At 39.8% G+C, this 24,449-nt stretch carries 21 protein-coding genes, 1 pseudogene, 1 riboswitch and 2 other annotated features; of the genes and pseudogenes, 4 read left to right on the top strand and 18 right to left on the bottom strand.

The genetic code is table 11. From position 1 onward, the window contains the following. The 6 genes and pseudogenes from HMPREF3106_RS06485 to HMPREF3106_RS06460 form a co-directional block, all read right to left on the bottom strand. A pseudogene (locus tag HMPREF3106_RS06485) lies at positions 1-315 on the bottom strand (IS3 family transposase); the annotation flags it as partial. A 93-nt stretch (positions 316-408) separates the two neighbouring features. Then, complete coding sequence (locus HMPREF3106_RS06480; protein ID WP_049555717.1) at positions 409-675, bottom strand: chorismate mutase; 267 nt, start codon at positions 673-675, stop codon at positions 409-411. A gap of 10 nt (positions 676-685) precedes the next feature. Continuing rightward, a complete protein-coding gene (locus HMPREF3106_RS06475; RefSeq protein ID WP_070445180.1) occupies positions 686-2,158 on the bottom strand; it encodes an SLC13 family permease in 1,473 nt (490 codons plus the stop codon). 154 nt (positions 2,159-2,312) lie between these two features. Further along, complete coding sequence (locus HMPREF3106_RS06470; protein WP_070436873.1) at positions 2,313-2,930, bottom strand: ECF transporter S component; 618 nt, start codon at positions 2,928-2,930, stop codon at positions 2,313-2,315. A 115-nt stretch (positions 2,931-3,045) separates the two neighbouring features. Further along, a riboswitch (FMN riboswitch) is annotated at positions 3,046-3,160 on the bottom strand. Positions 3,161-3,284: 124 nt separating this feature from the next. Beyond that, positions 3,285-3,761: a hypothetical protein gene (locus tag HMPREF3106_RS06465; RefSeq protein ID WP_070436875.1), complete on the bottom strand. Its 477-nt coding sequence runs from the start codon at positions 3,759-3,761 to the stop codon at positions 3,285-3,287. A 137-nt stretch (positions 3,762-3,898) separates the two neighbouring features. Beyond that, complete coding sequence (locus HMPREF3106_RS06460; RefSeq protein ID WP_070445175.1) at positions 3,899-5,197, bottom strand: CHAP domain-containing protein; 1,299 nt, start codon at positions 5,195-5,197, stop codon at positions 3,899-3,901. Between the two features lie 384 nt (positions 5,198-5,581). On the opposite strand from HMPREF3106_RS06460, the gene lacC reads away from it, so the two are divergent. After that, positions 5,582-6,514, top strand: coding sequence for a tagatose-6-phosphate kinase (lacC, locus tag HMPREF3106_RS06455; RefSeq protein WP_070445172.1), 933 nt, complete (start codon positions 5,582-5,584; stop codon positions 6,512-6,514). A 769-nt stretch (positions 6,515-7,283) separates the two neighbouring features. On the opposite strand, the gene tyrS is transcribed toward lacC, so the two are convergent. The 10 genes from tyrS to HMPREF3106_RS06410 form a co-directional block, all read right to left on the bottom strand. After that, positions 7,284-8,549 carry a tyrosine--tRNA ligase gene (gene tyrS, locus HMPREF3106_RS06450; protein ID WP_070445169.1) on the bottom strand — a complete coding sequence of 422 codons (1,266 nt, stop codon included), beginning with the start codon at positions 8,547-8,549 and terminating at the stop codon, positions 7,284-7,286. Between the two features lie 56 nt (positions 8,550-8,605). Continuing rightward, positions 8,606-8,806: a binding site (T-box leader), on the bottom strand. Between the two features lie 42 nt (positions 8,807-8,848). Continuing rightward, positions 8,849-10,540 carry an arginine--tRNA ligase gene (gene argS, locus HMPREF3106_RS06445; RefSeq protein ID WP_070436883.1) on the bottom strand — a complete coding sequence of 564 codons (1,692 nt, stop codon included), beginning with the start codon at positions 10,538-10,540 and terminating at the stop codon, positions 8,849-8,851. A 75-nt stretch (positions 10,541-10,615) separates the two neighbouring features. Next, positions 10,616-10,815: a binding site (T-box leader), on the bottom strand. Between the two features lie 47 nt (positions 10,816-10,862). Further along, positions 10,863-11,018: a hypothetical protein gene (locus HMPREF3106_RS09555; protein ID WP_160313175.1), complete on the bottom strand. Its 156-nt coding sequence runs from the start codon at positions 11,016-11,018 to the stop codon at positions 10,863-10,865. Positions 11,019-11,026: 8 nt separating this feature from the next. Beyond that, the gene (gene trmL, locus HMPREF3106_RS06440) at positions 11,027-11,536 is read right to left on the bottom strand and encodes a tRNA (uridine(34)/cytosine(34)/5-carboxymethylaminomethyluridine(34)-2'-O)-methyltransferase TrmL (protein ID WP_070436886.1); all 510 of its coding nucleotides are present in this window, start codon (positions 11,534-11,536) and stop codon (positions 11,027-11,029) included. Further along, positions 11,533-12,741, bottom strand: coding sequence for a tRNA epoxyqueuosine(34) reductase QueG (queG, locus tag HMPREF3106_RS06435; RefSeq protein WP_070445166.1), 1,209 nt, complete (start codon positions 12,739-12,741; stop codon positions 11,533-11,535). The genes trmL and queG overlap by 4 nt, the downstream gene beginning before the upstream one ends. Before the next feature lie 328 nt (positions 12,742-13,069). Continuing rightward, entirely contained in the window at positions 13,070-14,440 is a 1,371-nt protein-coding gene (locus HMPREF3106_RS06430) for an SseB family protein (protein WP_070445163.1), read from the bottom strand. A gap of 126 nt (positions 14,441-14,566) precedes the next feature. Further along, positions 14,567-15,934: an SseB family protein gene (locus HMPREF3106_RS06425; protein ID WP_070445160.1), complete on the bottom strand. Its 1,368-nt coding sequence runs from the start codon at positions 15,932-15,934 to the stop codon at positions 14,567-14,569. Positions 15,935-15,954: 20 nt separating this feature from the next. Continuing rightward, entirely contained in the window at positions 15,955-17,280 is a 1,326-nt protein-coding gene (locus HMPREF3106_RS06420; RefSeq protein WP_070445157.1) for an SseB family protein, read from the bottom strand. A 128-nt stretch (positions 17,281-17,408) separates the two neighbouring features. Continuing rightward, positions 17,409-18,902, bottom strand: coding sequence for an SseB family protein (locus HMPREF3106_RS06415; RefSeq protein ID WP_070445154.1), 1,494 nt, complete (start codon positions 18,900-18,902; stop codon positions 17,409-17,411). 53 nt (positions 18,903-18,955) lie between these two features. Continuing rightward, positions 18,956-19,837 (bottom strand): methyltransferase domain-containing protein, encoded by an 882-nt coding sequence (locus HMPREF3106_RS06410; protein WP_070436895.1) that lies wholly within the window; start codon positions 19,835-19,837, stop codon positions 18,956-18,958. Between the two features lie 166 nt (positions 19,838-20,003). On the opposite strand from HMPREF3106_RS06410, the gene HMPREF3106_RS06405 reads away from it, so the two are divergent. Further along, positions 20,004-21,140, top strand: coding sequence for a CobW family GTP-binding protein (locus HMPREF3106_RS06405; protein ID WP_070445151.1), 1,137 nt, complete (start codon positions 20,004-20,006; stop codon positions 21,138-21,140). A 63-nt stretch (positions 21,141-21,203) separates the two neighbouring features. Then, on the top strand, positions 21,204-22,562 hold the full coding sequence (locus HMPREF3106_RS06400; protein ID WP_070445146.1) for a metallophosphoesterase: 1,359 nt from the start codon (positions 21,204-21,206) through the stop codon (positions 22,560-22,562). Positions 22,563-22,603: 41 nt separating this feature from the next. Here the strand turns inward: HMPREF3106_RS06400 and HMPREF3106_RS06395 are convergent, their stop codons facing one another. Both HMPREF3106_RS06395 and HMPREF3106_RS06390 read right to left on the bottom strand, forming a co-directional pair. Continuing rightward, on the bottom strand, positions 22,604-23,224 hold the full coding sequence (locus HMPREF3106_RS06395) for a sugar O-acetyltransferase (protein WP_070436897.1): 621 nt from the start codon (positions 23,222-23,224) through the stop codon (positions 22,604-22,606). After that, on the bottom strand, positions 23,221-23,511 hold the full coding sequence (locus HMPREF3106_RS06390) for a thioredoxin family protein (RefSeq protein WP_070445143.1): 291 nt from the start codon (positions 23,509-23,511) through the stop codon (positions 23,221-23,223). The genes HMPREF3106_RS06395 and HMPREF3106_RS06390 overlap by 4 nt, the downstream gene beginning before the upstream one ends. 156 nt (positions 23,512-23,667) lie before the next feature. Here HMPREF3106_RS06390 and HMPREF3106_RS06385 point away from each other — a divergent pair, with 156 nt between their 5' ends. Next, positions 23,668-24,387 carry a YebC/PmpR family DNA-binding transcriptional regulator gene (locus HMPREF3106_RS06385; RefSeq protein WP_039849074.1) on the top strand — a complete coding sequence of 240 codons (720 nt, stop codon included), beginning with the start codon at positions 23,668-23,670 and terminating at the stop codon, positions 24,385-24,387. Positions 24,388-24,449: the final 62 nt, after the last annotated feature.

The raw sequence follows: 24,449 nt of genomic DNA, 5'->3' as shown, positions 1-24,449 counted from the left end.
AGTATACTTATTTTTCTTGTATTGTGCGAGCCAGTTAGAAAGCATACCATGATTTGGAAGACGATATTCGAGAGAAACTTCTCCTTGAGACCAGCCTTCATGTAGGACTTTATCAATCATTTCTTGTTTTAATTCAGGAGAATAATAATTCTTTTTCCTTTTTTTAACTATCTCTAACCCATAACGATCAATCAATTTGATCATGTATTTAAGATTTGACTTCTGTATATCAAACATATCTGAAAGTTTTGAGTAGCTAAAACCTTGTTTCCTGAGTTCATAAATCTGAACTTTATCTTCATAAGTTAATTTCATAATAAAAACACCCCAAAAGTTAGATTTTGTGTCTAACTTTTGGGGTGCACTTCATTCTATGAGCCCTTCTCTACAACCTAAAATAAACAAATTCTATTCATCCATTTGTATTTTTTGATAGTCTTTGGAGACTTTCATTAAAGTCTCATAAACTTCACGAAGTTCTTCTTTTAATCCTTCGTCCGTCAAATACGATTGCACTTTTGCAATCACTTCTTTTTCACGACTGGCATCGAAAATGGCCATCTCATTTTCCTTTTTAATTCGAGCAACATCCATAACGACTTGCATCCGTCTTTCAAAAAGAGAGACGATTTCGCGGTCGATGGCATCAATTTCTGCACGTTGTTTGTCTAACATCTAAAACCTCCTAAATTCCAAAAAAGACTCCTAATGGATAGCCGATAGCAACGGCGCTTATCGCACTAAGCAAGAATAAAACTCCCCCATAAAGAAACGCATCTTTTGCGTTCGTCCATCCAGAACCAACCGAAATGGCCACATAAGGCATTGATGGTGGTGTCATAAACGCTAGGCTCGCCATGAACCCAATCAGGCAGGCAATCGTTCCCGCTTGAACTTCAATCGATCCTGTAGCATAAACAGTCGTTAACACCGTTGTTACAACTGAAACAGTGACTAAGTTTGAAGAGACATTTGTTTGAAATCCTGCCCACAATACAAAGATAATCACAACCAATAGTGGCGAAAGTGTCGCAAATAAAGGCACTAACGAGCTTTCGAGTAAGCTAATCACCCCAAATTCAGGTTTCGTAATTAAGGTGCCCATACTCAATGTTGCTCCCACCAAGAACATACTTGGCCAATAGACCCCCTTTTGTAGGCCTTCTTGAATGGAGAGGAGTGGTTTCCCTTCAAATGATAGAATCGCTAAAAGAATTACTCCAACCATCGGAGGAAATGCCATTCCAGCGCCTTTTAAGAAAGTAGCCACGTCAGGTAGTAGTCCTCCGATTAGTTCTGGAAGAACCCATAGAAGAACAACACTCATAAAAATAAGAACCGTTGCTTTCTCACGTCTATTTTTCGGTGGTAAATTTTCTAGCGAAGTCATTTGTTTCATTTCCACTTGGGATAAATCCACTCGCCAAATAGTTCTAAGAACAACTCCCATCGCGATAAAGAGCACGAGTCCGGCTGGAATTCCAATCATCATATATTGCGCGTTGGAAATTGCAATTCCCGTTGACGTCTTATAGAGTGCCATCGCCGTTACTGAAAAGACGTGATTGATTGGTGTCATCGCAGTTCCGATGGCAATTGTCGAAAATAGAACAATTAATAAAATGGAAGCTTCTCTATCTCCTTTTTTAAATCCTAACAGAGCCATCATCTCTTCATAAATTGGAAAAACAATCATAAAGAGAATCGTCGGTGAAATAAAAAGACTAATAAATAAGACACTTGTATAGAAAGCTCCGATAAAATGCCAAGGTGTTTTCCCAGCAAAAGAACTTCCCAAGGCCTTTGCAACAAATCTTCGAAGAGCCGGAGTTTGCTCCAAAGCATAGGTCATTAAAAATGTAAATAATAGGAATACAAAAGTCGTATTCCCAAACGACAGATTAAAAATCTGCCCATAAGACACTCCTGGAAGCATCCCGATTCCTAATAGTACATAGCAGAGAACGCTTGGCCAATCCGTTGCGACAAAGAGCCAAAGCAGAAGACTGCTAAAGAAGATGGACAGAATGGAAACGGTCGGTGCTGCTAGTCCAAATAATGTTCCTTGTGTAATAGTTAAATAACCGCTCATTCCCATGAGAATAGCGCTGATTGCAACGATGAACTGTTGCAACCGGGTCCATGTTTTTCCTTTCATTGTTTCACCTCATTCTTATCTATCCTACCTCATTTTAGATCAGATTGCTATTGAAACTAAGCATACCCTTTGGAATCCGATATCACTTTTCTTCTATATTATATAGGAAAATTTTTCCCAAAATAAAAAAGCCAGGGCAGTCCCTGGCTCTTGTTTAATGTTCAAATTTTAATGCTTTTGCAAGACGTTTATATAGGAATAATGCAAGAATACTATTTAGCCCAAATTTAATGATATTAAATGGCAATAATGCAAACGTCATTAATGAAGCTAAGTCTGTTACATAAGGGTTAAGTGCATGAGCTGCTGCTACAATTTTTTCCATTGGAAAATTCATAGCAGTCGCATATAAAGGAAACATCACAAAATAATTTGCAGTTAATAAGACAACTGTAGCGGCAATCGTCCCAACGATTAAACTCATAATTGCAGTTTTAAAATTACGATTTCGTTGATATAAAATTACTGCCGGTAACATAAAGCTTAAACTTCCTATTAAGTTCACCGTTTCCCCAATTCCATATGTCATCGACCCATTATAGACAAAATTCAATAATATCTTGATAATGGCGATAAAACTTCCATAAACTGGACCTAAAATATATCCCCCCAACAATACCGGTAAGTCTGAAAAATCCAACTTCACAAAGGTTGGAATAAACGGTACGTTAAAAGATAGAAACATTAAAACGGTACTGATGGCACCAAAAACACCTACTAGAACAATTTTTTTAGTCGCTGTTCCTGTCGACTTTTTTACATCTGTACTCATCGTACATCCTCCTTCTTAGGGCGAAGGAAATTGCACTTTTCACCTAATTCCAATAAAAAAGCAGTATTGAAATGGACCTTCCAATACTGCTCGTCAAATAGACTCGTTGAAATAGTGCCATTTTCTCACATCTAGACTATACTATCGGTTCTGGAATCACACCAGATCATGCCAAGCGGCTCGTGGACTATACCACCGGTCAGGAATTTCACCTTGCCCCGAAAATGTTATTTTATAGGTTGATTGTAGCACTTCCTGTATCATTGCGCAATCTCCCTGCTTATAAAAGTTTTAAAAACTTTTCCCAACTAAACAAATTGGATGCCAGTGATTGGCATCCAATTTTTTAGAAATCTATTTTACTTCTTTAAATCCTTCTTCTAAAATCTTTTTCTTGGATTCTTCGAAACTGTAACGATCATTTTTCTTCACCAAAGCTGAATGAACACTGCTATAGAGTGCTGGTGCTTTCGAACGACTCTCTTCATCATCATATTTGAACTTCTTAAGGTCAACATCAACAGTAAATGCGATTTCCTTTTCACTATCCGATTGAGTGACTTTAATTCCATCAATTCCATCCATTTCTTTTACGATTTTCTCACGTTGTCTACGTGCCTTTTCTTCGTACTCCTTGTTCTTAGAAATATCATAGCTGATGTTAAACGTTAGTGAGGAAACCGAATCTTTTTCCTGGTCGTACATGTACGTTACTTTTTGCTTAGAAATAGAAACTTCTAAGGCAAATTCCGCTTTACTTTCAGACCGGCATCCTAATAAAACAAAAAATGCTCCTAATAATACAATCGATAATTTAATTATTTTCTTCATTTTATACTCCTTTATTGCGACTTATTGTTATCATAGAAAATCTAGTGTAGGATGTCAAATTATACTTGAAGTGTGTTGGGCCAAATAGTGCAAACAAAAACCGCCTCCTTTTCAGGAGACGGCTCTTTTAATTTCTATTAGAAACGGATGTAAGTTGCGCGAGCTGCAACGCTTGCTGAGATTGTACGGTAAGAGATTACGTTTAATCCTTGTACGTTCATTTCAGAGATGTATAATGAACCATCTGCGTTAACTGCTTCTACGAATGCTACGTGTCCGTAAGTTGGGTCAGCACCTGCTAAACCTTGTTGGAATACGATTGCTGAACCAGCTGATGGTGAGTTAGATACTGAGTATCCATAGCTACGAGCATATGCTGGCCACTCAGCCGCGTTACCCATCATGCTATGTCCGATTGGTGTTCCAACTTGTGCCATACGGTTGAATACGTAGTAAGTACATTGTCCGAAGTATCCACCGTTTAAAGCTGCACGGTAACTTGGGTCAACCGCTGGGAATCCTCCGCCAGCTGTATAAGTATAGCTAGAAGATTGTTTTGTTGCTGCAGGAGCCGCTGTTGCTTGTGCTGCTGGAGCTGCTGCTGTTGTTTGTGCTTGAGTATTTGAAGCTGCTGGAGCTGGAGTTGAAGTTGCTGCTGCAACTGTTTCAGCTGCTTTTGCTGCTTCTGCTGCTAAAGCTTGACGAGATGCTTCTGCAATACGTGCTGCTTCAGCTTCTGCTTTTGCTTTTTCTTCAGCTAAACGTTTTTGGAAAGCTTCTTTTTCTGCTACTAATCCATCACGTTTTGAGATTTCAGCTAATTCTTCTTGAGATAAGTTTGCTAATAAAACTTTATTTTTGTCAAAAGTTTCATTTAATTTTGTTTGTAAGCCTTGTAATTCTTCCTCAGCTTTTTGTTGTTCAGCTAATTTAGCTTGTTGTTGCTCTTCTTTAGCTTCTACTTGTTTCTTATCTTCTGCTTGTTGTTGCATTAAATCACGGTTAGCACCGATTAAATCCATAACAACACCGATACGGTTAACGATATCTGATAAGTTTTCTGCATTTAATAAGAAGTCAACATATGAACGAGCTCCGTTTGTTTGTACTGCACGAGCTTGTTCTTCTAAACGTTCGTTACGTTCAGCAATTACTTTTTCTAATTTAGAAATTTCTGATTTTAATGAGTCAATCGCTGCTTGAGCTTCAGCTTTCTGAGCTTGAGTAGCATCAATCTTAGTTTGTACTCCTGATAATTCAGATACTAATGAATCAATTGTTGCATTAACTGCAGCTTTTTTATCATTGATATTTGCAATTGTTGAATTAACTGAGTTGATTTGTGAATCAAAGTCTTGCGCACTAACTTTTGGTGCTAAAGCTCCTAATGTTAATACTGTTCCTGTTACTAATACTGTTAATAAACGTTTCTTCAAGTGAGTCCCTCCAATAGTTCCAATAAAAAATCAATTATATATTCGAAGTAGCCGATTCGGCTTAAATAAAACTTAACTTGGTACTATAATACCATAGGACTTTAGTCTGATGTTGATTTTCTTTGAATTGACAATACCTTGTAACAAAGCTGTAACATAAAACGATTAGCTGACCTTTTTGATACAAAAAAAGGAGAAATTTATAAAATATTACAGAATTATTTGTCTTTTTTTATAGAAGGATTCAAGGAAAACATGTAATTCCTTTTAAATCGGTACATTTATCTTCAAAAAGTTTTGTAACAAACCAAACTTTAGCCCTCAAAAAAGAGGAAATATGGTATATTTAACGTATCCAATTGAAAATAGAAGGGAGCTATTTTTATGATATTAACATTAACAATGAATCCGGCGGTAGATATTGGGTATACGGTCGAAACATTAAAGATGGATACGGTGAATCGTACTCAAAAGGTTAGTAAAACACCTGGTGGAAAAGGCCTCAACGTAAGTCGTGTTTTAAAGCAACTCGGTTCTCCAGTGCTAGCAACAGGTTTACTAGGCGGCCACATCGGTGCTTTTATTAAAGAAAAATTGGATGAGGTTGCCTTAGAAAACAACTTCTACCCTATCCAATCGGAAACTCGTAATTGTATTGCCATCCTACATGAAGGCCTTCAAACCGAAATCCTAGAGGCCGGTCCTACCATTACACCAGAAGAACAAGCAGGTTTCCTCGCCCACTTCGAAACCTTATTAAAAGAAGTCGATTTTATCACGATTTCTGGTAGCTTACCTAGTGGAATGGACGATGACTTATACGCAACGATTATTGAAAAAGCTGGCGCAGTCGGAATTCCTGTGCTTTTAGACACTTCTGGAAAGACATTAAAGATTGCACTCGAAGCTGCTACTAAGCCGGTCTTAATTAAGCCAAACCAAGAAGAACTCGCTGGGCTATTAGGGGTTCCTGAAGCGACAACGGTTGAAGAATTGAAGGAGCAATTGAACTCTCCGTTATTTGAAGGGGTGGATTGGGTGGTTGTTTCGCTTGGATCAAAAGGCGCACTTGCAAAACATGATGGAGCGTTTTACCAGGTGAATATCCCCAAAGTCAACGCCGTGAATCCTGTTGGCTCTGGAGACTCAACGATTGCTGGGTTAGCGCATGCGATTGCAAAAGGCGAAAGTGTTGAATCCATTTTGAAAACGGCAGTGACTGCAGGTACGCTCAATGCCATGGAAGCTCAAACAGGCTTTATAAACATGGATAACTTCGATACTATTTTCAATGCGGTAACCGTGGAGAAAGTATAAATAAAAAAGGGAATCTCGGAAAAGCCTTATGGCTATCATCATAGTGACGCTAACGTTGTACCGGTTCGAGCCAAAGTCTCTCACCTTTAAAGCCTCAAAGAGGGCGTACGGATTACAAATCCTACGCCCTCTTATTCGTTTTAATACTATACACGTTACTGTCACTATTGAAGCCATATACTTTCCGAAATCTAAATCCAATTCCATCTTCTCAAGCAAGGTTACCACATTGAAAGAATCTTACGTAAAATAGCCTGAGCTTCTATGGGTTAAGCAGCTGCAGTTTTAAATGGAAAAGTGCCGAGCTTTTGCATTCGAAATGCACTCACTAAATCATGAGTTTTGGAGCCAACAAATTCGGGCTTTTGACCAAAAAGTTATTTTGCAATATAACGTATATGTCATATTGTGTTTTTTACATTTGCTTTTGAAATATGATTGTGTAGGCGTTTATAGAGGATTCAAAAATCTATTTAAAAACTTTTTTAATTTTCAACTTTGTGAACTGCTTGTTATCGTCAGGTTAGTTAAGAATAATTTTCTAAGTGACTTTATATATAACAGGCGCAGGATGATTCTGGAGAATACTGCGGATTTTATCATCACAGTAACGTGGTAGAGCATAAAAACGAATAAGAGGGCGTAGGATTTATAATCCGTACGCCCTCTTTGAGGCTTTTAAGGCGCAAGACCAAGGCTTGCGCTGATGCAACGTTACAGTGATGATAAATAAATCCGCTGCAATTCGCAGGAATCATCCGTCGTTTTATTATTTCAACACTACTAAGAAGTATTTTTTCTTACCGCGGCGGACGATAACAAAGCGTTCTTCAAAAGATTGTTCTTTCGTCCATTCGAATTCGAGGTCGGTTACTTTTTCCCCGTTGATAGAAATCGCGCCGTTTTGAATATCTTCGCGTGATTGTCTTCTTGAAGGTTCAATGCCAAGGTCAACAAGCCATGTCGCTAGATTTTGAGGTTCTTTTGAACTTTCAAATGTTGGCATGTTTTTGAAGCCTTGTTCGATTTCGTCGGCTGTTAATTGTTGTACGTTTCCTGTGAAGAGCGCGTTTGTAATTTTCTTCGCATCTTCTAGGGCTTTTTCGCCGTGAACGAAGCGAGTGACTTCTTCAGCAAGGCGGATTTGCGCTTCACGTTTATGTGGTTCTGTAGCTACTTTTTCTTCGAGCACTTCGATTTCTTCGCGGTCTAAGAATGTGAAGTACTTGATGTATTTAATCACGTCGCGGTCATCTTGGTTTAACCAGAATTGGTAGAATTCGTATGGAGTTGTCTTTTCAGGGTCTAGCCATACAGCGCCACCAGCTGATTTCCCGAATTTTGTGCCGTCTGATTTTAACATCAATGGAATGGTTAGCCCATAAGCACGAGACTCTGCGCCTTCTACTTTACGGATTAATTCAAGACCTGAAGTGATGTTCCCCCATTGGTCCGCACCACCGATTTGAACTTGCACGTCTTCTGTCTTGAATAAATGTAAGAAGTCCATTGATTGTAGGATTTGGTATGAGAATTCTGTAAATGAAATCCCCACTTCTAAACGGCTTGCGACCACGTCTTTAGCAAGCATGGTGTTCAAGTTGAAATGCTTTCCGTAGTCACGTAAGAAGTCTAATAATGATAAATCTTTTGTCCAATCGTAGTTGTTTACAAGGCGTAATGTCGCTTGGTCTTCATCTGTTGTGAAGAATAATTTTTTCATTTGCGCTGTCAATTTTTCGACATTGTGTTGAACTTGTTCCATTGATTGAAGCACACGTTCGCTTGTACGACCACTTGGATCTCCGATTGATCCTGTTGCCCCACCAATCAAAATAACTGGTTTATGTCCTGCTAATTGGAAACGACGAAGAATCATAAATGGAATTAAGTGTCCAATGTGCATGCTATCTCCAGTTGGGTCTACGCCACAGTAGAGTGATACAGCCTTTTCGCTGGTTAAGGCACGTAAGCCTTCTTCATCTGTCATTTGGTTGATGGCGCCGCGCCATTCTAAATCATCGATAATGTTCATCTTGTTTCTCCCCTTCTTTCTTGTAAATAAAAAATCCCTAATAGCCAAAAAAGACTATTAGGGACGATTTTCACCGTGTTACCACCCTTGTTGACGATGCCAGGCATCATCCACTCGAGCATCCTTATCGCGGATGAGACGTCCTTACGGATCGCTCCCAAGTGTACTTCGCGGATGTGGGGGATTGTCTTGCACCGACCGACAATTCTCTTCTTCTCCCGTGGACAACCACTACTGCGCTTGTTCATTGCTTCTATATGTGCATTAAGTATAAGGCTTATCCTACTTGATGTCAATGACTACATTTCATCTGGAGCAGCCACGCCAAGAAGCGCTAGGCCTTGTTTTAGAAGGCTTGCTGTTGTTTGTACTAAAGCGATACGGCTGTTGAAGGCTTCATCTTCAACGAGTACTTTTGTATGTGCGTAATATTTATTAAACGCTTGTGCTAAATTGATAACGAATTTTGCAATTGCAGATGGTTCGCATTTTTCTTCAGCAAAACGTACAACGTTTGGATAGTTTTCAATCAGTTTCAATACTTCCCAGGCATCATCGTCTGTTAATGAGAAGGCCGCTTGTGTATCGACAGTATGGTTGGCTTTACGCAAAATACTCATCGCACGAGCATGTGTATATTGTACGTACGGTCCTGTTTCACCTTCAAATTGTACCACTTCTTCAAGCGCAAAGTCGAAATTGTTTGTACGGTCGTTCTTCAAGTCGTGGAAAATTACCGCACCCACCCCAACAGCGTGTGCCACAGCTTCTTTGTTTTCAAGCGATGGATTTTTTGCTTCGATTTGTTTCAAAGCAAGTTCTGTCGCTTCTTTTAACACGCCTTCAAGAAGGATGATTTTTCCTTTACGAGTCGATAATTTCTTACCGTTCAATGTGATTAGTCCGAATGGAATATGCACGATATTTTCAGACCAAGGTAAGTTTAATTCTTTTAAGACTGCTTTTAATTGTTTGAAGTGGTTTGATTGTTCCATCCCTACCACGTAAATACATTTTGCGAAATCGTAAGTATTCTTACGGTAGTTTGCGGCTGCTAAGTCACGTGTCATGTATAGTGTTGCGCCGTCTGATTTTTTAATCAACGCTGGTGGTAAATCATATTTTTCAAGGTCTACGATTGTCGCACCATTATCCACTTTTAGTAAGTTTGCATCTTCAAGCATGTCGACCACAACGTCCATCTTGTCGTTATAGAACGCTTCTCCGTTATATGAATCAAAAGTCACGCCGAGTAAGTCATACACGCGGTTGAATTCTTTCAATGATTCACTTCTGAACCATTCCCATAGACGAACCGCTTCTGCATCTCCATCTTCTAGTTTTTTGAACCATGCACGACCTTTATCATCGAGCGTTGGGTCTAGTTCTGCTTCTTCGTGGAAACGAACGTATAATTTAATGAGTTCTGCGATTGGATCAGCTTTTACAAGCTCTTCGCTACCCCATAATTTGTACGCTTCGATCAGTTTCCCGAATTGTGTTCCCCAGTCTCCTAAGTGGTTGATACGAATTGGTTCATAGCCCACTTTTTTCTCAAGGTTCGCAATCGCGTTCCCAATAACCGTTGAACGTAAATGTCCCATTGACATTGGTTTCGCGATATTAGGTGAAGACATATCGATAACCACTTTACGACCTTGACCGTAATCCCAGTCACCGTAATGTTCTCCAAGTTCTAAGACTTCTTTTAAGACTTCATCGGCAAAAGCGCTACGTTCTAAGAAGAAGTTCGCGTATGGTCCCATTGCCTCTGCGCGTTCGATGTGTTTATCACTAACGGCTTCCACGATTTCTGTCGCGATAGCTTGCGGTGCTTTACGTAATACTTTTGCAAGTGTAAATGCAGGGAAAGCTAGGTCCCCTTGGTTCGCGTATTTAGGCACTTCAATCATTGATACGATTTCGTCAACGCTTAAATGCTCGCCGACTGTTTTTGCGATTTGTTCTGCAACAATTTTCTTATAATTCATCTTTGTTCTCCTTTTCTTTGGTTTTTATACTCGGATATCCATTTATACAAAAAAATCCCTATACGACGACAGTCATATAGAGACGAGAATTCCCGTGGTACCACTCTGCTTGCTCAAATTGAGCCACTTTACTCGGTAACGGCGAATCCGGATTATCCTACATTTCAAATAATCATTTCAAAAGTGCGGTTCATTTTTAATGAATGGTTGGCTTTCACCCTTCCAACTCGCTAATACATTCGGTTAAAAACTACTCTCTTTTTCATCAATTTTGCTATTTAACTGTCATCCACTGTACCATAATCAGTACGAATTTGCAATTTTACTTCTTTTTAAAATAGCGAACACCTTGCACTACTGACGAGATGGCAAATAAGACTGCACAGATCGCATACAGTGGTTTTGAAACCACCGCCAAAATCACAAAGGCAATCGCACAAATGGCGTAAACAATACATAAATATAAGGACTGATCCATTTACTCACCTACTTTAATTTATCGTGGTCATACGTATGCACCAGTTCAAGCCCTGCAAAACATTGCTGGCGAAGTGCTTCGTATACAACAATCGCTGCCGTATTCGACAAGTTCAATGAACGCACATGCGTATCGTTCATCGGAAGACGCAAGCATTTCTCTTCGTTTTCGCGCATAAATTCTTCAGGAAGGCCTGTTGTCTCTTTCCCGAACATGAAGAATTGCTCCTCATCGCGGGCTAAATCCACCTCATCATAGGTGTGGTTGGCGAATTTTGTAATCAAATATAAAGGACGCTCTCCTAAATAGTCGAGGAACGCTTCCAGCGATTTGTGATACGTAATATCGACATCATGCCAATAATCTAGCCCCGCACGCTTCAAATGCTTATCATCTGTTGAGAATCCAAGCGGTTCAATTAAGTGCAGTGGCGAATTTGTCGCTGCACAGGTTCTTGCAATATTCCCCGTATTGGCCGGAATTTGTGGTTCAAATAATACGATATGATTTACCGTCATTTGTTTGCCTCTTCTCTATATTTTTCTTGTAAAACTACAATTGCTTTTTCTAATTCTTCGATTAACTCGATATCTTCCTTGGTTGGATTTTCCAGAGAGTCTCTCTTCTTCACTGCGGCTTCTTTTTGCTCGTTAAAATAATCGATCATTTCTTGGTTCGATTCGTTCACGATTTCTGCCACTGCCCAAGCAGCTGTCCCCTTCATCACGGGACGCATATCTTCTTTCATAACGCGAAGTAAGAGCGGAACTGCCGATTTATCGCGGTAATTCGCTAAGGCGATAATCGCATTTCTCTGCAACGGTTTCTTTCCACGCCACGACCCCGCCATTTGTCCAAAACGTTCCTTAAACTCTTTGTTCGAAATCGTCACAAGCGGCTTTAAGAGTGGATGTGTCTCTTCAACAGATGGTTCCATCTCTGGGTGCAAATGGAAATCTTTTCCTTTATTGTACGGACACACTTGCTGGCAAATATCACAGCCATAAATCACATGGCCGATTTTTTTACGAAACTCTTGCGGCATAAAGCCTTTCGTCTGCGTCTGATAGGATAGGCAGCGCATAGCATTCATACGCCCGTCGCCCAGTAGCGCCCCTGTTGGACAGAAATCCACACAACGCGTACAATCGCCGCATCCGTAATCCACCATTTCATCGGTTGGAAACTCGATATTCGTAATCAGCTCACCTAAGTAGACATATGAGCCAAATTCCTTAGTGATTAAAAGGCCGTTTTTGCCGACAAAACCAATTCCTGCACGCTCGGCCACCCGGACATCGATTAATTCGCCCGTGTCGACCATTGGCTTAAAGCGGGAATCATCGTCTTGAACTTCTTCTTTAATATAATTGATTAATGCTTCCATGCGTCTTGAAAGAATAAAGTGATAATCTTCCCCCCACGAAGCCCGTGCAAAAGCTCCGCGTCGCTCTCCCTTCACACGTTCCGGCTTATTTTTTGGAAGTGTTGGATATGCCAGCGCAATGGAAATAATTGTTTTTGGAGTATCGAAGATTTTTTCTGGATAAATACGCTCTTCTAACACTGGATGCTCGAACCCTGTCGTATGACCGAGTTCTTTGGAACGACGCATGCTCTCTTCTAAGTGCGTAAAAGGCTCGGCAGAAGCAAAACCAATCTTATCAATGCCCAGCTCTTTGCTTTTAGCAATAATCTTCTGTTTTAAACCTGCTGTATCCATCTAAATCCTCCTCTCCATTCTTCCTAACTATTGTACTATACTTCTCTTTTTTCACAAAGTTTCCTAATTTTACACAAAAAAAACGCTAGCCTTCGGTGAAATCACTGCGAAAGTTAACGTTAGTCGAACATCAATTGCCGTGCAAAATCAATTACAGAGCAAGAGATACAAGTATAATAGCGCTTTTCTTTTTAAAAATCAACTATAAAGTTAAGAAATTCTAACGTTTTTGAAAAAAATTTTATCATTCCTTGAATTGTTTTAGTTTGTTACTGAAAAAAGACTTCTTTTATACACTTAAAGAGACTTCTAACCAGAGAAAAGCAACTCAAGGGGTTGCTTTTCTTATACTGTCTGTTTTCCTCTTCACTTCATTATACCATTCTTCCGTAATCGTAGCAGCTGCCATCGGATGGTCTCCCGGATTAATAACAACATCATGAAATGCTAATGGTTCATCAAGCGTCACAATTAATGCTTTACAATCTTCTCCATGGTGCTTACGAAGTCTTTTCCAGTCCGTATACACTTTGAGTGTCAACTCTTTCGTATCTCCTGGTTGCATTACTAAATCAAAAGGAATATTAGGTACTACGTCCGTTTGCGGGTTATCTTCTAGAAGTTGGTCATATCCATGAAGCCTCATTGGCGCAATAAATTTTGCTGTTTTTAAAGCTTCATAAAACTCATATAAATAGACTTGGCTTAGTCTTTTTTTATCTTTCGTATTCAGTTTACCCAATTGACGTGCCAAATATAACCACTTGATCACATTCGGATTCGTTACAGGTATTTCTATTTCATCCATCCCTTTATACCGCGGAAGATCCACTAGTTGTTCCGCAAGAATCGTTGTTTTTTCACCACAATATTGAATTCCACGTATTCCATCATAGATAAATAAGTCTCTTATGAAATTACGAATCCCTTCTTTATCAGGCCCATTCTCAATTCGTTTAAAATCAAATATCTCATTTTTTCCAAACGACTCTTTAAGATTATGGATATACGAACTTGGAATCAGTCGAGCCATTGGCATTGTAACAGAAAGTGTGCCCTTCTCATCTTCTGATGCATGAGAAAACAAATAAGGCTCATCTGTTTCTACTGAATACACTACATAAACATCATCTAATAAAAATAGTTTTTCTCGAATCAGTTTATACAATTCTCGTCTTTTATAATTTAATAGTACCTGTTTGGCTTCAAATTGTTTAGCCTCTTCAGCATGCGCTTTATAGTATAATTGCCAAATCTCCGAAATATCTGATGCAGCTAATCTTTCACAATCCTCTTTAGTAAGTTTGCACTCTTGTTCATTCACAAAAGCGTTTCCCAGCGCAGCAATATAAGCATTATATCGTTGTTCATCCGGAGCATTTTCCGAATGCAACACCGTTCCCTTATAAATATCAAGTTTAGCCCCATCTTGGACTCTTGCCATCACCATTCTGTCTGAAGCTTCTTGTAGCTCGCCTTCAGGAACCATGAGTGATAGAACGGTTGTTTTCACAGGGGTTTCCGTCACACAACTCATCTTTGTAACAACAATTTCGTCCCCAACTTTTATGGTCCCTTTCACGAAACCCACTACCATTAAGTCTGAAGAATTGTCCTCTCCCTTAAAAAAAATAACAACACCAAGAGCAAAACTCGGAGCCTGTTTCTTCTTTCCAAATAAAAAATCGAATAATCCCATTCATATTCCTCCCGTTTTCCAATAGCTGATACTTGATACTTAAATTATATCATAGCTTATTTCGAGAATATATAAACCACTAAACCAGAGAAAAGCAACTCCTTGAGTTGCTTTTCTTATAACTATTTAATCTACTGCATTAAAGAATTCTTCTGTCATAAATAGAGCTATCGGATATTCGCCAGGATTAATAACAACATCATAATCCTTTAACAATTCATCAAGCGTTACAACTAACCCTTTATACTCTTCACCAAAGTGTTTACGGAGTCTCTTCCAATCTGTATACACTTGAACGGCCTTCTCTTTTGTTTTCCCTTGTTTTATCGCTAAATTAAAAGGAATATTAGGTTCGATTTCAGTTTGCGGGTTATCTTCAAGAAGTTGGTCATACCCATGAAGTTGCATAGGCGCAATAAATTTTGCGGTCTTTGTAAATCTGGCAAGCAGATAAAAATATGCTTTACCGATATTCTTTTCTTCTTTATCTTCTATTCCGTCCGATTGACTTGATAGATGCAAAAACTTCATTAAATCTGGATTCGTTACAGGGATTTCTGCTTCATCTACCCCTTCATAATTCGGAAGGTCCATTAATTCTTTTGCAAAAATAAACGTATCTTCTGTGAAATATTGAATCGCTTCTACTCCATCATATATAAATAAATCTCTTAGAAAATTACGAATTCCCTCTTTTTCAGGTCCGTTTTCAATCCGTTTAAATTCTGCTCTCTTATCATTCCTATAAAGATCTTTACGGTAATGCATGTATGAGCTTGGAACCAGATAAACCCGTGAATGTGAAACAGTTATCCCCTTATTTCCATCTAATGATGCAGTAGCAAACAAATGAGGTTCGTTCGTTATTGGTGAGTATATTACATAAATGTCATCTAATAAAAATAGTTTTTCTCGAATCAAATTAAAGAAATCTCGTCTTCTCTGATCCACCTTCAGTTCTATTTCTTTTACCCTTCCAAAGTCTTCAAGATGGGCCTTCCAATATAAACTCCAAATCTCCGAAATGTCTGAAGCGGCCAATTTTTCACGATCCTCTTCAGTGAGTATTCCATCTTGTTGCCTTACAAAAGCGATATCCATTGTAAAACGATAAGCATGGTAAACCTGAGTATCTGTCACGGTTTCCGAATGCAACATGGTACCTTTATAAATCCCAAGTTTATTCCCATCTTTGACTTTTACCTTCACCATTTTTTCTGAGGCTTCTTGAACCTCCTCTTCATCAACATAAATGGATAAAATGACGGTTTTTACAGGCGTTTTGGATAAACAACTTATCTTTGTAACAACAAGTTCGTCACCTACTTTGATGGTTCCTTGAACAAAGCCCTCAATAATTAAGTCTGTAGCGTTGTCATCAACACCAATCACATTAGTTACTCCAAGAATACAGATTGATTCTGCTTCTTCCTTACCCAGAGTAAAACTCGGATCAGGTTTCTTCTTTCTAAATAAAAAATCGAATAATCCCATTTTGTTTCTCCTACTCCTAATCATTCACTATCTTTGGTTTCATTACCTGTTTCGAAATATAGCGTTCCGTTAATAAGGACAGGATGCGGAATTAATGGACCTCCCAACGGTTGGAGGAGACCTCTCCACCCATCCCCGTACTCTTCATTGAATCTCTTCCAATCTGTAAAAATTGGAACAGCCTTCTTATTGTCTTTTAGCTCTTTCATTGCTAACTCATACTTCACATCTTCTGCAAAAGAAGTTTCCCCATTTTCGTTGGGTTTTGGTAATTCTCCTTGTACTTTAATAGGTACAATAAAACGTGCTGTTTTTAAGGCTTCCGTCAAACGGTTTAAATACAAATTGGATAAGAAATCTCGATCTCTCTTTCCTAATGTAGTAGTATTTCCAATTTGGCCTAGCATTAGTAAACAACGAACTACCTCAGGATTCATTATCGGTTTGTCAACCTCTCTCATCCCTTCTAAATCCGGGGATTTTACTAGCGCTTTTGCATTAATTGACGTTTCATCTGAAATAAACTCAATTCCTTCAGCTCCATTTAAGAAAATAACTTCGTTTAAGAAATTCTGGATTCCATCTTTATCAGGTCCGTTTTCAATACGACGGAGCACAAACTCATCAGGATATGTAATTTTCTCTTTATATGCCGCAGGAATTAAACGTACCATTGTTTCAGCTGGCTCAAGGCTACCATCTTTATTTCTTGTTGAACTTATGAACAAAGCTGGTTCTCCAGTCTTTACAGAATAAACTGCATATATTTCATCGAGTGTTAATAATGTAGCGCGAACCTGCTCCATTAAAAGAAGGATTTTTTCAAGATAGAATGCATGTGTTCCATGTGAATGTTGTGCAGCACTATCATCACAAAAACGAATAGATTGTCTCCATATTTCTATTAGGTCCGTAATCGAAAAGCGTCTACGATCCTCATCCATTAATTTCCCATTTTGCCAGAAGAAAAATGCATTAATAATAGCGTAAAGATAAGAAGCTCTTAAATCATCTTCGCTTACCCCTTCGAAATGCAAGACTGTACCTTTATACACGTTGTGTTTTTTACCATCTTTAATCGTTACCACAACATTGTCGCCGGATGCCTTCTTCACTTGACCTTTATTCGCGTCTTCAAGTGCGGATATGACAGCTTTTGCAGGTTTATCATTATCACTTCCTAAATTTGTAATAATGACTTCATCTCCAACGTGAATCGTTCCTCTTACGAGTCCTATAACGACTAAGTCTTCTGAGTCGTTTGGATTAGGGAGTATCTCTTCTACCCCAAAAACAACAGTTCTATTTTCTTTCTTCTTTCCAAATAAAAAATCGAATAATCCCATTTATTTTCCTCCGCTTTCCAACAGCTGATACTTGATACTTAAATTATATCATAGCTTATTTCGAGAATATATAAACCACTAAATAAATAAGGACCCACCCTGTGAGTCCTTATGCTTTTTGATTCTTTTTATTCGGCATTCTTAATTTTATTAAAGATACTTTCCGTAATATAGGCTCCTGCTTCTTCCTTGCCTGTTCCATTGATAATAACATCATGAAGACTCAATTTGCCGTCCAATTGTTGGATTAGTCCTTGCCATTCTTCTCCAAATTCTTTACGCAGTCTCTTCCAATCTGTAAAGAATAGAAGTGCCTTCTCTTTTTCTTTTCCATCTTGCATGGCTAAGTCAAATGTGAATCCTTCTTTAAAGGTGGTATTGCCATTTTCATCCACCTTTGGCAATTCTCCATGTCCTCTCATCGGAACAATAAAGCGCGCTGTTTTTAACGCTTCGGCTAAATGGTGGAAATACATATTGAATAGAATTTCGCGGTCTGGCGTATCTGGTTTCCCTAATTGTCCAAGGAGATGTAACCAGCGGACCACATCTGGATTCGTTACAGGAATATCGATTTCTCTCATCCCTTCGTAGTTCGGAAATTCGATCAATCCTTCTGCTGCAATTGACGTTTCTTCTGCTATAAATTGAATTCCGCGAGCTCCATCTAATAAAATGACTTCGCTTAAGAAATTACGGATGCCATCTTTATTCGGTCCATTTTCAATGCGACGCAATTCAAACTCTTCATTATCTTCAAATTTTTCTTTGAGATTTTCTTTATAAGCCGCTGGAATTAAACGTACTAATGGCGCAGTTGTATAGTAGCTGCCATCTTCTTTTTTCATCGTCTTTGTGAATAAATAAGGCTCTCCGGTTGTGACAGAATAAACTGCATAAATTTCATCCACTAAGAATAATTTATCACGGGTAATCGTCACTAAATTGCGGATTTTTTCCATGTTTTCAGAACGTCTTTCTTCTGTGTCTTCTGCGGCATTAATGTTGCAATACCATAAAAAAAGACGCCAAATTTCAGCAACATCCGTTACGGATAAGTACACACGGTCAATATCTGAAATCTCGCCATTTTGAACACCTACAAAGGATTCTCCGATAGCGTTAATATAGGTTCCGTACAGATCATTTTCACTAGTGCCTTCTGAATGAACGACTGAACCTTTATAGAGACCATATTGAGCACCATTTTCAATCCATGCTGCAATTTTTTTATTAGAAGCTTCCATCACGCGTCCGTTATTGCCATCTTCTAATGCATATACAGCTGATTTCACAGGTTTGTCAGTATCACTTCCCAATTTAGTAATAATGACTTCATCCCCAACTTTAATCGTTCCTGTGACATACCCTGTAACAACTAAGTCTGGAGAGTCCTTTCCTGCGCTAAATACATTTTCTACCCCAAGTGCAAAACCTTTCTTAGCGTCCTCAGAAGTTTGGCTCCCTTCAGCTGGTGTGGCAGATGCTTCTGCTTTTACCACTTCCTCTTTCACTTCTGCTGTTTCTTCCTTTTTAAGCTCTTCCTGTTTTACTTCTTCTTGAACCACTTCATCTTTCTTTGGTTCTTCTTTTTTACGAGAGAAAAAATCTTTTAATCCCATTGTAAAACCTCCTAATGGTTAATAGTTTTATTATAGCACATTTCATTCATTCTTTACGGCTTTTTCACGACGGCGATGATGTAATGGACGGTTACCGTAGCAAGTGGATGTTCATTACTATAGGCTTTGTCTTCTGGAGTGGCACCCCAGTATAAAGGCGTCATCTCTAGTAAATGGCGATAGGTCGCATCTGTTAACTTCACCGTGTATCGTACCTCTTCAAACGTCACTTGAGGACATTCGGACTGCACTCGCTCTAGAATATCCGCATTCGAATACGTTTGTTTTTCAGGATTGGAACGGTAGAGCTGTTGGCGAAGCTCCGACAAATAATCGTTGCCAGGAATCACTTTAACAAGCGTCCCTCCTGGAGCCAACACGCGCATAAACTCTTGGTAGTTCGACGGCGTTAAAATGTTGAGAAGCGTCCCACAGGATTCATCCGCAAATGGCAAGTTCGCCAAGTCTCCTAAGAAGAACAGCGCTTGGTTTCCAAAATGAACCGACGCTTGATGGATGCCTTCTTTGGCGATATCCATTCCACATAAAGGTGCCTTCACACGCTTAGATAACCAAGATAAATGACTGCCTTCCCCGCATCCGATATCGACAATAAACTTCTCTTCATTTCCTGAAAGATACGGCAAAAGCGCCTCTAAAAGTGGCTCAAAGAACCCACTTTGCGCGAGTTCATAGCGGTGCTGGAACAACTTCGCATCATAATCTGTATTCGCATTTTGCTTCATGAGATGCAAGGTGCCTTTTTTCGAAATATTAAACCGATGCCCCTTCTCACAGACCACGCTATGATTCTCGGCAGAAACCATGGCTTCATGGCAATACGGGCAACGAAATGCTTGTAAATGTTGGTTGATAAATTGCTCGGCCCAATCGATTTTCTTAACGGCCGCAGTTGGTGCTTCCTGATTTGTCATTCGACACACTCTTTCTAATGTTCTCCATTTCAGTATAGCACATTCGGTTATCCCCTGCTGGAATCGTGAAACAAGATAAATCAGTCTGTTTTGAGTTTTTTCAGGAGAGTGCTACAATTAATTTACGAGAAGAAAACGAAAAAATCTGAGGAGAGGGAGAAACTATATGACCCAAAAAATTCCAGTTACTATCGTCAGCGGCTTCCTTGGCGCTGGGAAAACAACTTTAATCAATAAAGTTTTAAAAGAAAAACATGGCGAACATATCGCTGTTGTCATTAACGAATTCGGCGAAATCGGTGTAGACCATCAATTCGTTCTTGACGTTGAAGAAGAAATCTATCAAATGGATAACGGTTGCCTCTGCTGCACGCTTCGTACAGACATTGCCGATATGTTGAAATCCATCTTAATGGTCAAAGAACAAAACGGCATTCGCGTGGACCGCGTGTTATTTGAAACAACAGGTCTTGCTGATCCAGCTCCAATCGCACAAACCTTTATTAATGTGCCATTCTTAAACGAGCACTTTATCTTAGATGCGGTATTAACCGTTGTGGATGCTAAAAACTTCCTATACCAAACAGCGCATCAACCTGAACCAGCAAAACAAGTTGGGTTCGCGGACAAGATTTTCATGTCAAAACATAGCTTAGTAGACGAAACGATTTACTCTAAAGTGATTAACGAAGTTCGTAGCATCAATGCCTTTGCGGAAATCCAAGACCTTGACGCACGTCCTGTTCATATGAGCGACATGTTCGGACTTGAATTGTTCTACGCATCTGAAAAGAAAATCTTAGAAATGCAAGAACACGCCGAAGAAGAATATTGCGAAGAATGTGGCCATACACATGCGCACGGTGACCACGATCACGACCATCACCATCATGACCACGACCATGAGCATGAGCATGAGCACCACGATCACGACCATGAGCATGAGCATGAACACGAACATGACCATGAACACGAGCATCATCATCACCACAGTCATAGCCACCATAGCGGTATTAACTCATTCGTTATCGAGACTGACAAACCATTAGTTCTCGCAAACATTAACGAATGGTTGAACGAGCTTGTTTATATTTACGGGCCAGAATTATACCGTTACAAAGGAATCTTAAACGTGGAAGGATTAGATTACCAAATCATCTTCCAAGGGGTTCAAATGAGCTTTGATATCTCAAGAGGTCGCGATTGGAAGGATACAAAACGCGGCTCAACATTGGTCTTCATCGGAAAGAACCTTCCAGAAAACCAATTACGTGAAAGCTTTATTGCTTGTACTGAAAAATAAATATAAAAATTGCAGCTGGACCATTGTGCCCAGCTGTCTTTTTACATGGATGGAGGTGAAACCTTGAAAAAATCATTAAAACTCTCTGCCCTACTTGCAGGAATCGCAGTGTTGCTCGTGTTGCTGTGGATTTTCTTTCCTAAACATATCGCTGCGACTCCAAAAGAGCTCTCTTCGACCGATGAAATTTGGGTCATCACCGACCCACACTATTTGAGTCCAGAACTGCATGACCAAGATGTGGCCTTCCAGAAAATGCAAAATACTGCTGCCGGAAAAGACCTCGTCTACAGCAAGGAACGAATGGAAGCCTTAGTGGCGCAAGTCGAAAGTGAACGTCCAAAAGTGCTTATCGTGAGCGGAGACATGACCTTTAATGGTGAGTATCAAAGTTTTATCGAATTGGCCGAGTTCTTCAAACGCATCGAAGCGCTAGGAACGACCGTCCTCGTGGAACCTGGGAACCACGATATTGCGGATGGCTGGGCTAGAAATTTTCAAGGCAACGAGAACTATAAAATCAAGCAAATGACGGCGGCAGATTTTCCAAATGTCTTTACCGAATATGGTTACTCCGAAGCGTCCTCGAGAGATATGCACTCGCTGAGCTATATGGCCAAGCCCTTTACCAAACTGTGGTTCTTAATGATTGATAGTAATATTTACGAGAAAAACGGTGAGGGAAAAGGCGCTCCAAAGACGGGCGGTGTGATTCCAAAAGAAACGCTGGAATGGATTGATAAGGAGTTAGCAGCGGCACATTCTGCTGGCGTTCAAGTCATTCCCGTGATGCATCACAATTTGTTGGCGCATCATGAATTTAATCCTGATGGCTTCGTGGTCGATAACGCTTCGGACTTGAAGGCGATTTTTAATCAATATGACAACGTGACACTCGGGTTCTCGGGGCATATTCATACGCAACAGATTGCCACAGAAAAGATGTCCGCGGATCGTTCGTATACGGAAATCGTCAATGGCGCGTTTTCTGTTTATCCGTCTACCATCGGCAAATTAACGATGAGCCCTAACGACTATCATTACCAGCAAACGGCGTTAAAAGCAGACGAATGGGCAGCTCAATCGGGACAAACGAATCTGGATTTGTTGCATCATAAGAACTATATGAAACAGGTCTTCGATGACTCGACTCGCATCATGACGCATCAATCTTTATATGATGAATCGTGGTATACCAAAGAAGTGGGCGACGAACTTAGTAGCGTTCTAGCACCGCTCAATCTAGCTTATTTCTCAGGAGATAAAATTCCCGAAAGCTATATTTCGGATACCGTTCTCACCTCTAAAGCGTATCAGCAGCTTCAAACCAATAGCTCATCGAACTTCTTATTGAACTACATCGATATGATTATCAAAGAAACAACGCATGCCAACAATCAAGAAATCACTATACCGTACTAAAAAAGGCCGTCCTGCTTGGACGACCTTTTTCGTTTTCTATTTTATTTTCCAAGTTCCTCTAATAGTTCTTGGTGTTTTTGGCGCCAATCTGCCTTCTCTTCTTCGGTAATTTCACGAAGGACGCGGCAAGGATTTCCGACCGCAATCACATTACTTGGAATGTCTTTTGTCACCACGGAGCCAGACCCTATGACCGTATTATCGCCAATCGTCACTCCTGGATTCACCGTCACATTCGCCCCGAGCCATACGCTATTGCCAATCGTAATCGGCATTCCAAATTCTGGACCCGCATTGCGCGTTTCGGCATCAGTTGGATGTCCTGGCGTCACAAGCGATACGTGCGGACCAAACATGCAGTTGTCCCCAATCGTAATCGGCGCTACGTCTAGTAATGTACAGTCAAAATTCGCATAGAATCCTTCTCCAATCGTTGTATGAACTCCGTAGTCCACATAGACGGGTTGCTCCATGTAAATCTTCTCGCCTGTTTTTCCAAATAACTGTTTTAACAATGCCCGTCTTCCTTCGAAATCATCAAAGTCCAAACGATTGTATTGTTGCGCTAGTTTTTTCCCTTTAATGGATAAGTCTCTTAGCCCTTCTGTGAGAGACGGAATATATAAGTCTCCTGTGAGCATACGTTCTTTCATGGTTTTCATTCAGTCTCCTCCGTTTCCGCAAACGCCTTCGCTTGAACGATTCGTTTTTCGAGTTCTAACAGGTCAATAAAGCGTGCTTGGCGGGCGAATTCTTTATCCCCAAGCGTCAAAATAACCGCTGGCACTGTTAAGACTTCATAGAGACTCGCCACTTCTGGATGAAGAGTGGCATCAATTTCTTCTACCGGAATCTTATACTCTTCAGCAAGTTCCTTTACTCGTGGTTTAATCGCATGACACACCCCACATGTTGGCGTGGATATATATATGATTTTTACTTCGTCCATTTTCTCACCTCACTTCTATCATACCCGATAGTCTATGAATTCTTGCAAACTTTGCTCACGGCTCAATTTTTAGTAGAAAACACTTAACAAATCGCGTCTTGATTGTGTATAATGGAAGAGTTAAGTCCAGATGAAAATCAGAAAGTGAGTGAAACAATGGGACGTAAATGGGCAAATATTGTCGAAAAGAAAACAAAATTAGATGCAAATAACAGTAAAATCTACGCTAAATTCGGGATTGAAATCTATGTAGCTGCAAAACAAGGGGAACCAGATCCTCATTCAAACCAAAAATTAAAATTCGTTATTGACCGTGCGAAAACTTATAACGTACCACGTCATATCATCGAACGTGCGATTGAAAAAGCAAAAGGTGGCGGAGATGGCGACTACCAAGAACTCCGTTACGAAGGTTTCGGACCAAACGGCTCTATGATTATCGTAGATGCCTTAACAAATAACGTAAACCGTACAGCAGCTGACGTACGTGCCGCTTACAGCAAAAACGGCGGTAACATGGGTGCACCAGGTTCTGTAACTTACTTATTTGACCACACAGCAATTTTCGGTGTTGCCAACAAAGACGCTGACGAATTATTAGAACAATTAATGGAAGCAGACGTTGACGTTCGTGACGTTGTTCAAGAAGACGATCAAGCGATTGTTTACGCTGAACCAAACGACTTCCATACAGTTCGTAAAGCTCTAGAAGACTTAGGAATCACTGAATTCACAGTGAGCGAAATCGAAATGATTCCTCAATCAGAAGTGACACTTGAAGGCGATGACTTACGTTTATTCGAACGCATGATTAACGCTCTAGAAGACAACGAAGACGTTCAAAAAGTGTACCACAACGTAAACTTAGAAGACTAATAGTAGAAAAAGCAAAATGTAACATATAAGTGAAGTGCACCCTGTCAAGTAGACAGGAAAAT

Source organism: Granulicatella sp. HMSC31F03, assembly GCF_001807725.1.
In the GTDB taxonomy this organism is placed as follows: domain Bacteria; phylum Bacillota; class Bacilli; order Lactobacillales; family Aerococcaceae; genus Granulicatella; species Granulicatella adiacens.
The sequence above is the reverse complement of the archived record's forward strand: the minus strand, read 5'-3'. Positions and strand labels throughout refer to the sequence as shown.

What these genes read in the sequence shown, in the direction of transcription:
- HMPREF3106_RS06480 (WP_049555717.1), bottom strand. Translation starts at nt 675, where the DNA reads ATGTTAGACAAACAACGTGCAGAAATTGATGCCATCGACCGCGAAATC.
- HMPREF3106_RS06475 (WP_070445180.1), bottom strand. Translation starts at nt 2,158, where the DNA reads ATGAAAGGAAAAACATGGACCCGGTTGCAACAGTTCATCGTTGCAATC.
- HMPREF3106_RS06470 (WP_070436873.1), bottom strand. Translation starts at nt 2,930, where the DNA reads ATGAGTACAGATGTAAAAAAGTCGACAGGAACAGCGACTAAAAAAATT.
- HMPREF3106_RS06465 (WP_070436875.1), bottom strand. Translation starts at nt 3,761, where the DNA reads ATGAAGAAAATAATTAAATTATCGATTGTATTATTAGGAGCATTTTTT.
- lacC (WP_070445172.1), top strand. Translation starts at nt 5,582, where the DNA reads ATGATATTAACATTAACAATGAATCCGGCGGTAGATATTGGGTATACG.
- tyrS (WP_070445169.1), bottom strand. Translation starts at nt 8,549, where the DNA reads ATGAACATTATCGATGATTTAGAATGGCGCGGCGCCATCAACCAAATG.
- argS (WP_070436883.1), bottom strand. Translation starts at nt 10,540, where the DNA reads ATGAATTATAAGAAAATTGTTGCAGAACAAATCGCAAAAACAGTCGGC.
- HMPREF3106_RS09555 (WP_160313175.1), bottom strand. Translation starts at nt 11,018, where the DNA reads ATGGATCAGTCCTTATATTTATGTATTGTTTACGCCATTTGTGCGATT.
- trmL (WP_070436886.1), bottom strand. Translation starts at nt 11,536, where the DNA reads ATGACGGTAAATCATATCGTATTATTTGAACCACAAATTCCGGCCAAT.
- queG (WP_070445166.1), bottom strand. Translation starts at nt 12,741, where the DNA reads ATGGATACAGCAGGTTTAAAACAGAAGATTATTGCTAAAAGCAAAGAG.
- HMPREF3106_RS06430 (WP_070445163.1), bottom strand. Translation starts at nt 14,440, where the DNA reads ATGGGATTATTCGATTTTTTATTTGGAAAGAAGAAACAGGCTCCGAGT.
- HMPREF3106_RS06425 (WP_070445160.1), bottom strand. Translation starts at nt 15,934, where the DNA reads ATGGGATTATTCGATTTTTTATTTAGAAAGAAGAAACCTGATCCGAGT.
- HMPREF3106_RS06420 (WP_070445157.1), bottom strand. Translation starts at nt 17,280, where the DNA reads ATGGGATTATTCGATTTTTTATTTGGAAAGAAGAAAGAAAATAGAACT.
- HMPREF3106_RS06415 (WP_070445154.1), bottom strand. Translation starts at nt 18,902, where the DNA reads ATGGGATTAAAAGATTTTTTCTCTCGTAAAAAAGAAGAACCAAAGAAA.
- HMPREF3106_RS06410 (WP_070436895.1), bottom strand. Translation starts at nt 19,837, where the DNA reads ATGACAAATCAGGAAGCACCAACTGCGGCCGTTAAGAAAATCGATTGG.
- HMPREF3106_RS06405 (WP_070445151.1), top strand. Translation starts at nt 20,004, where the DNA reads ATGACCCAAAAAATTCCAGTTACTATCGTCAGCGGCTTCCTTGGCGCT.
- HMPREF3106_RS06395 (WP_070436897.1), bottom strand. Translation starts at nt 23,224, where the DNA reads ATGAAAACCATGAAAGAACGTATGCTCACAGGAGACTTATATATTCCG.
- HMPREF3106_RS06390 (WP_070445143.1), bottom strand. Translation starts at nt 23,511, where the DNA reads ATGGACGAAGTAAAAATCATATATATATCCACGCCAACATGTGGGGTG.
- HMPREF3106_RS06385 (WP_039849074.1), top strand. Translation starts at nt 23,668, where the DNA reads ATGGGACGTAAATGGGCAAATATTGTCGAAAAGAAAACAAAATTAGAT.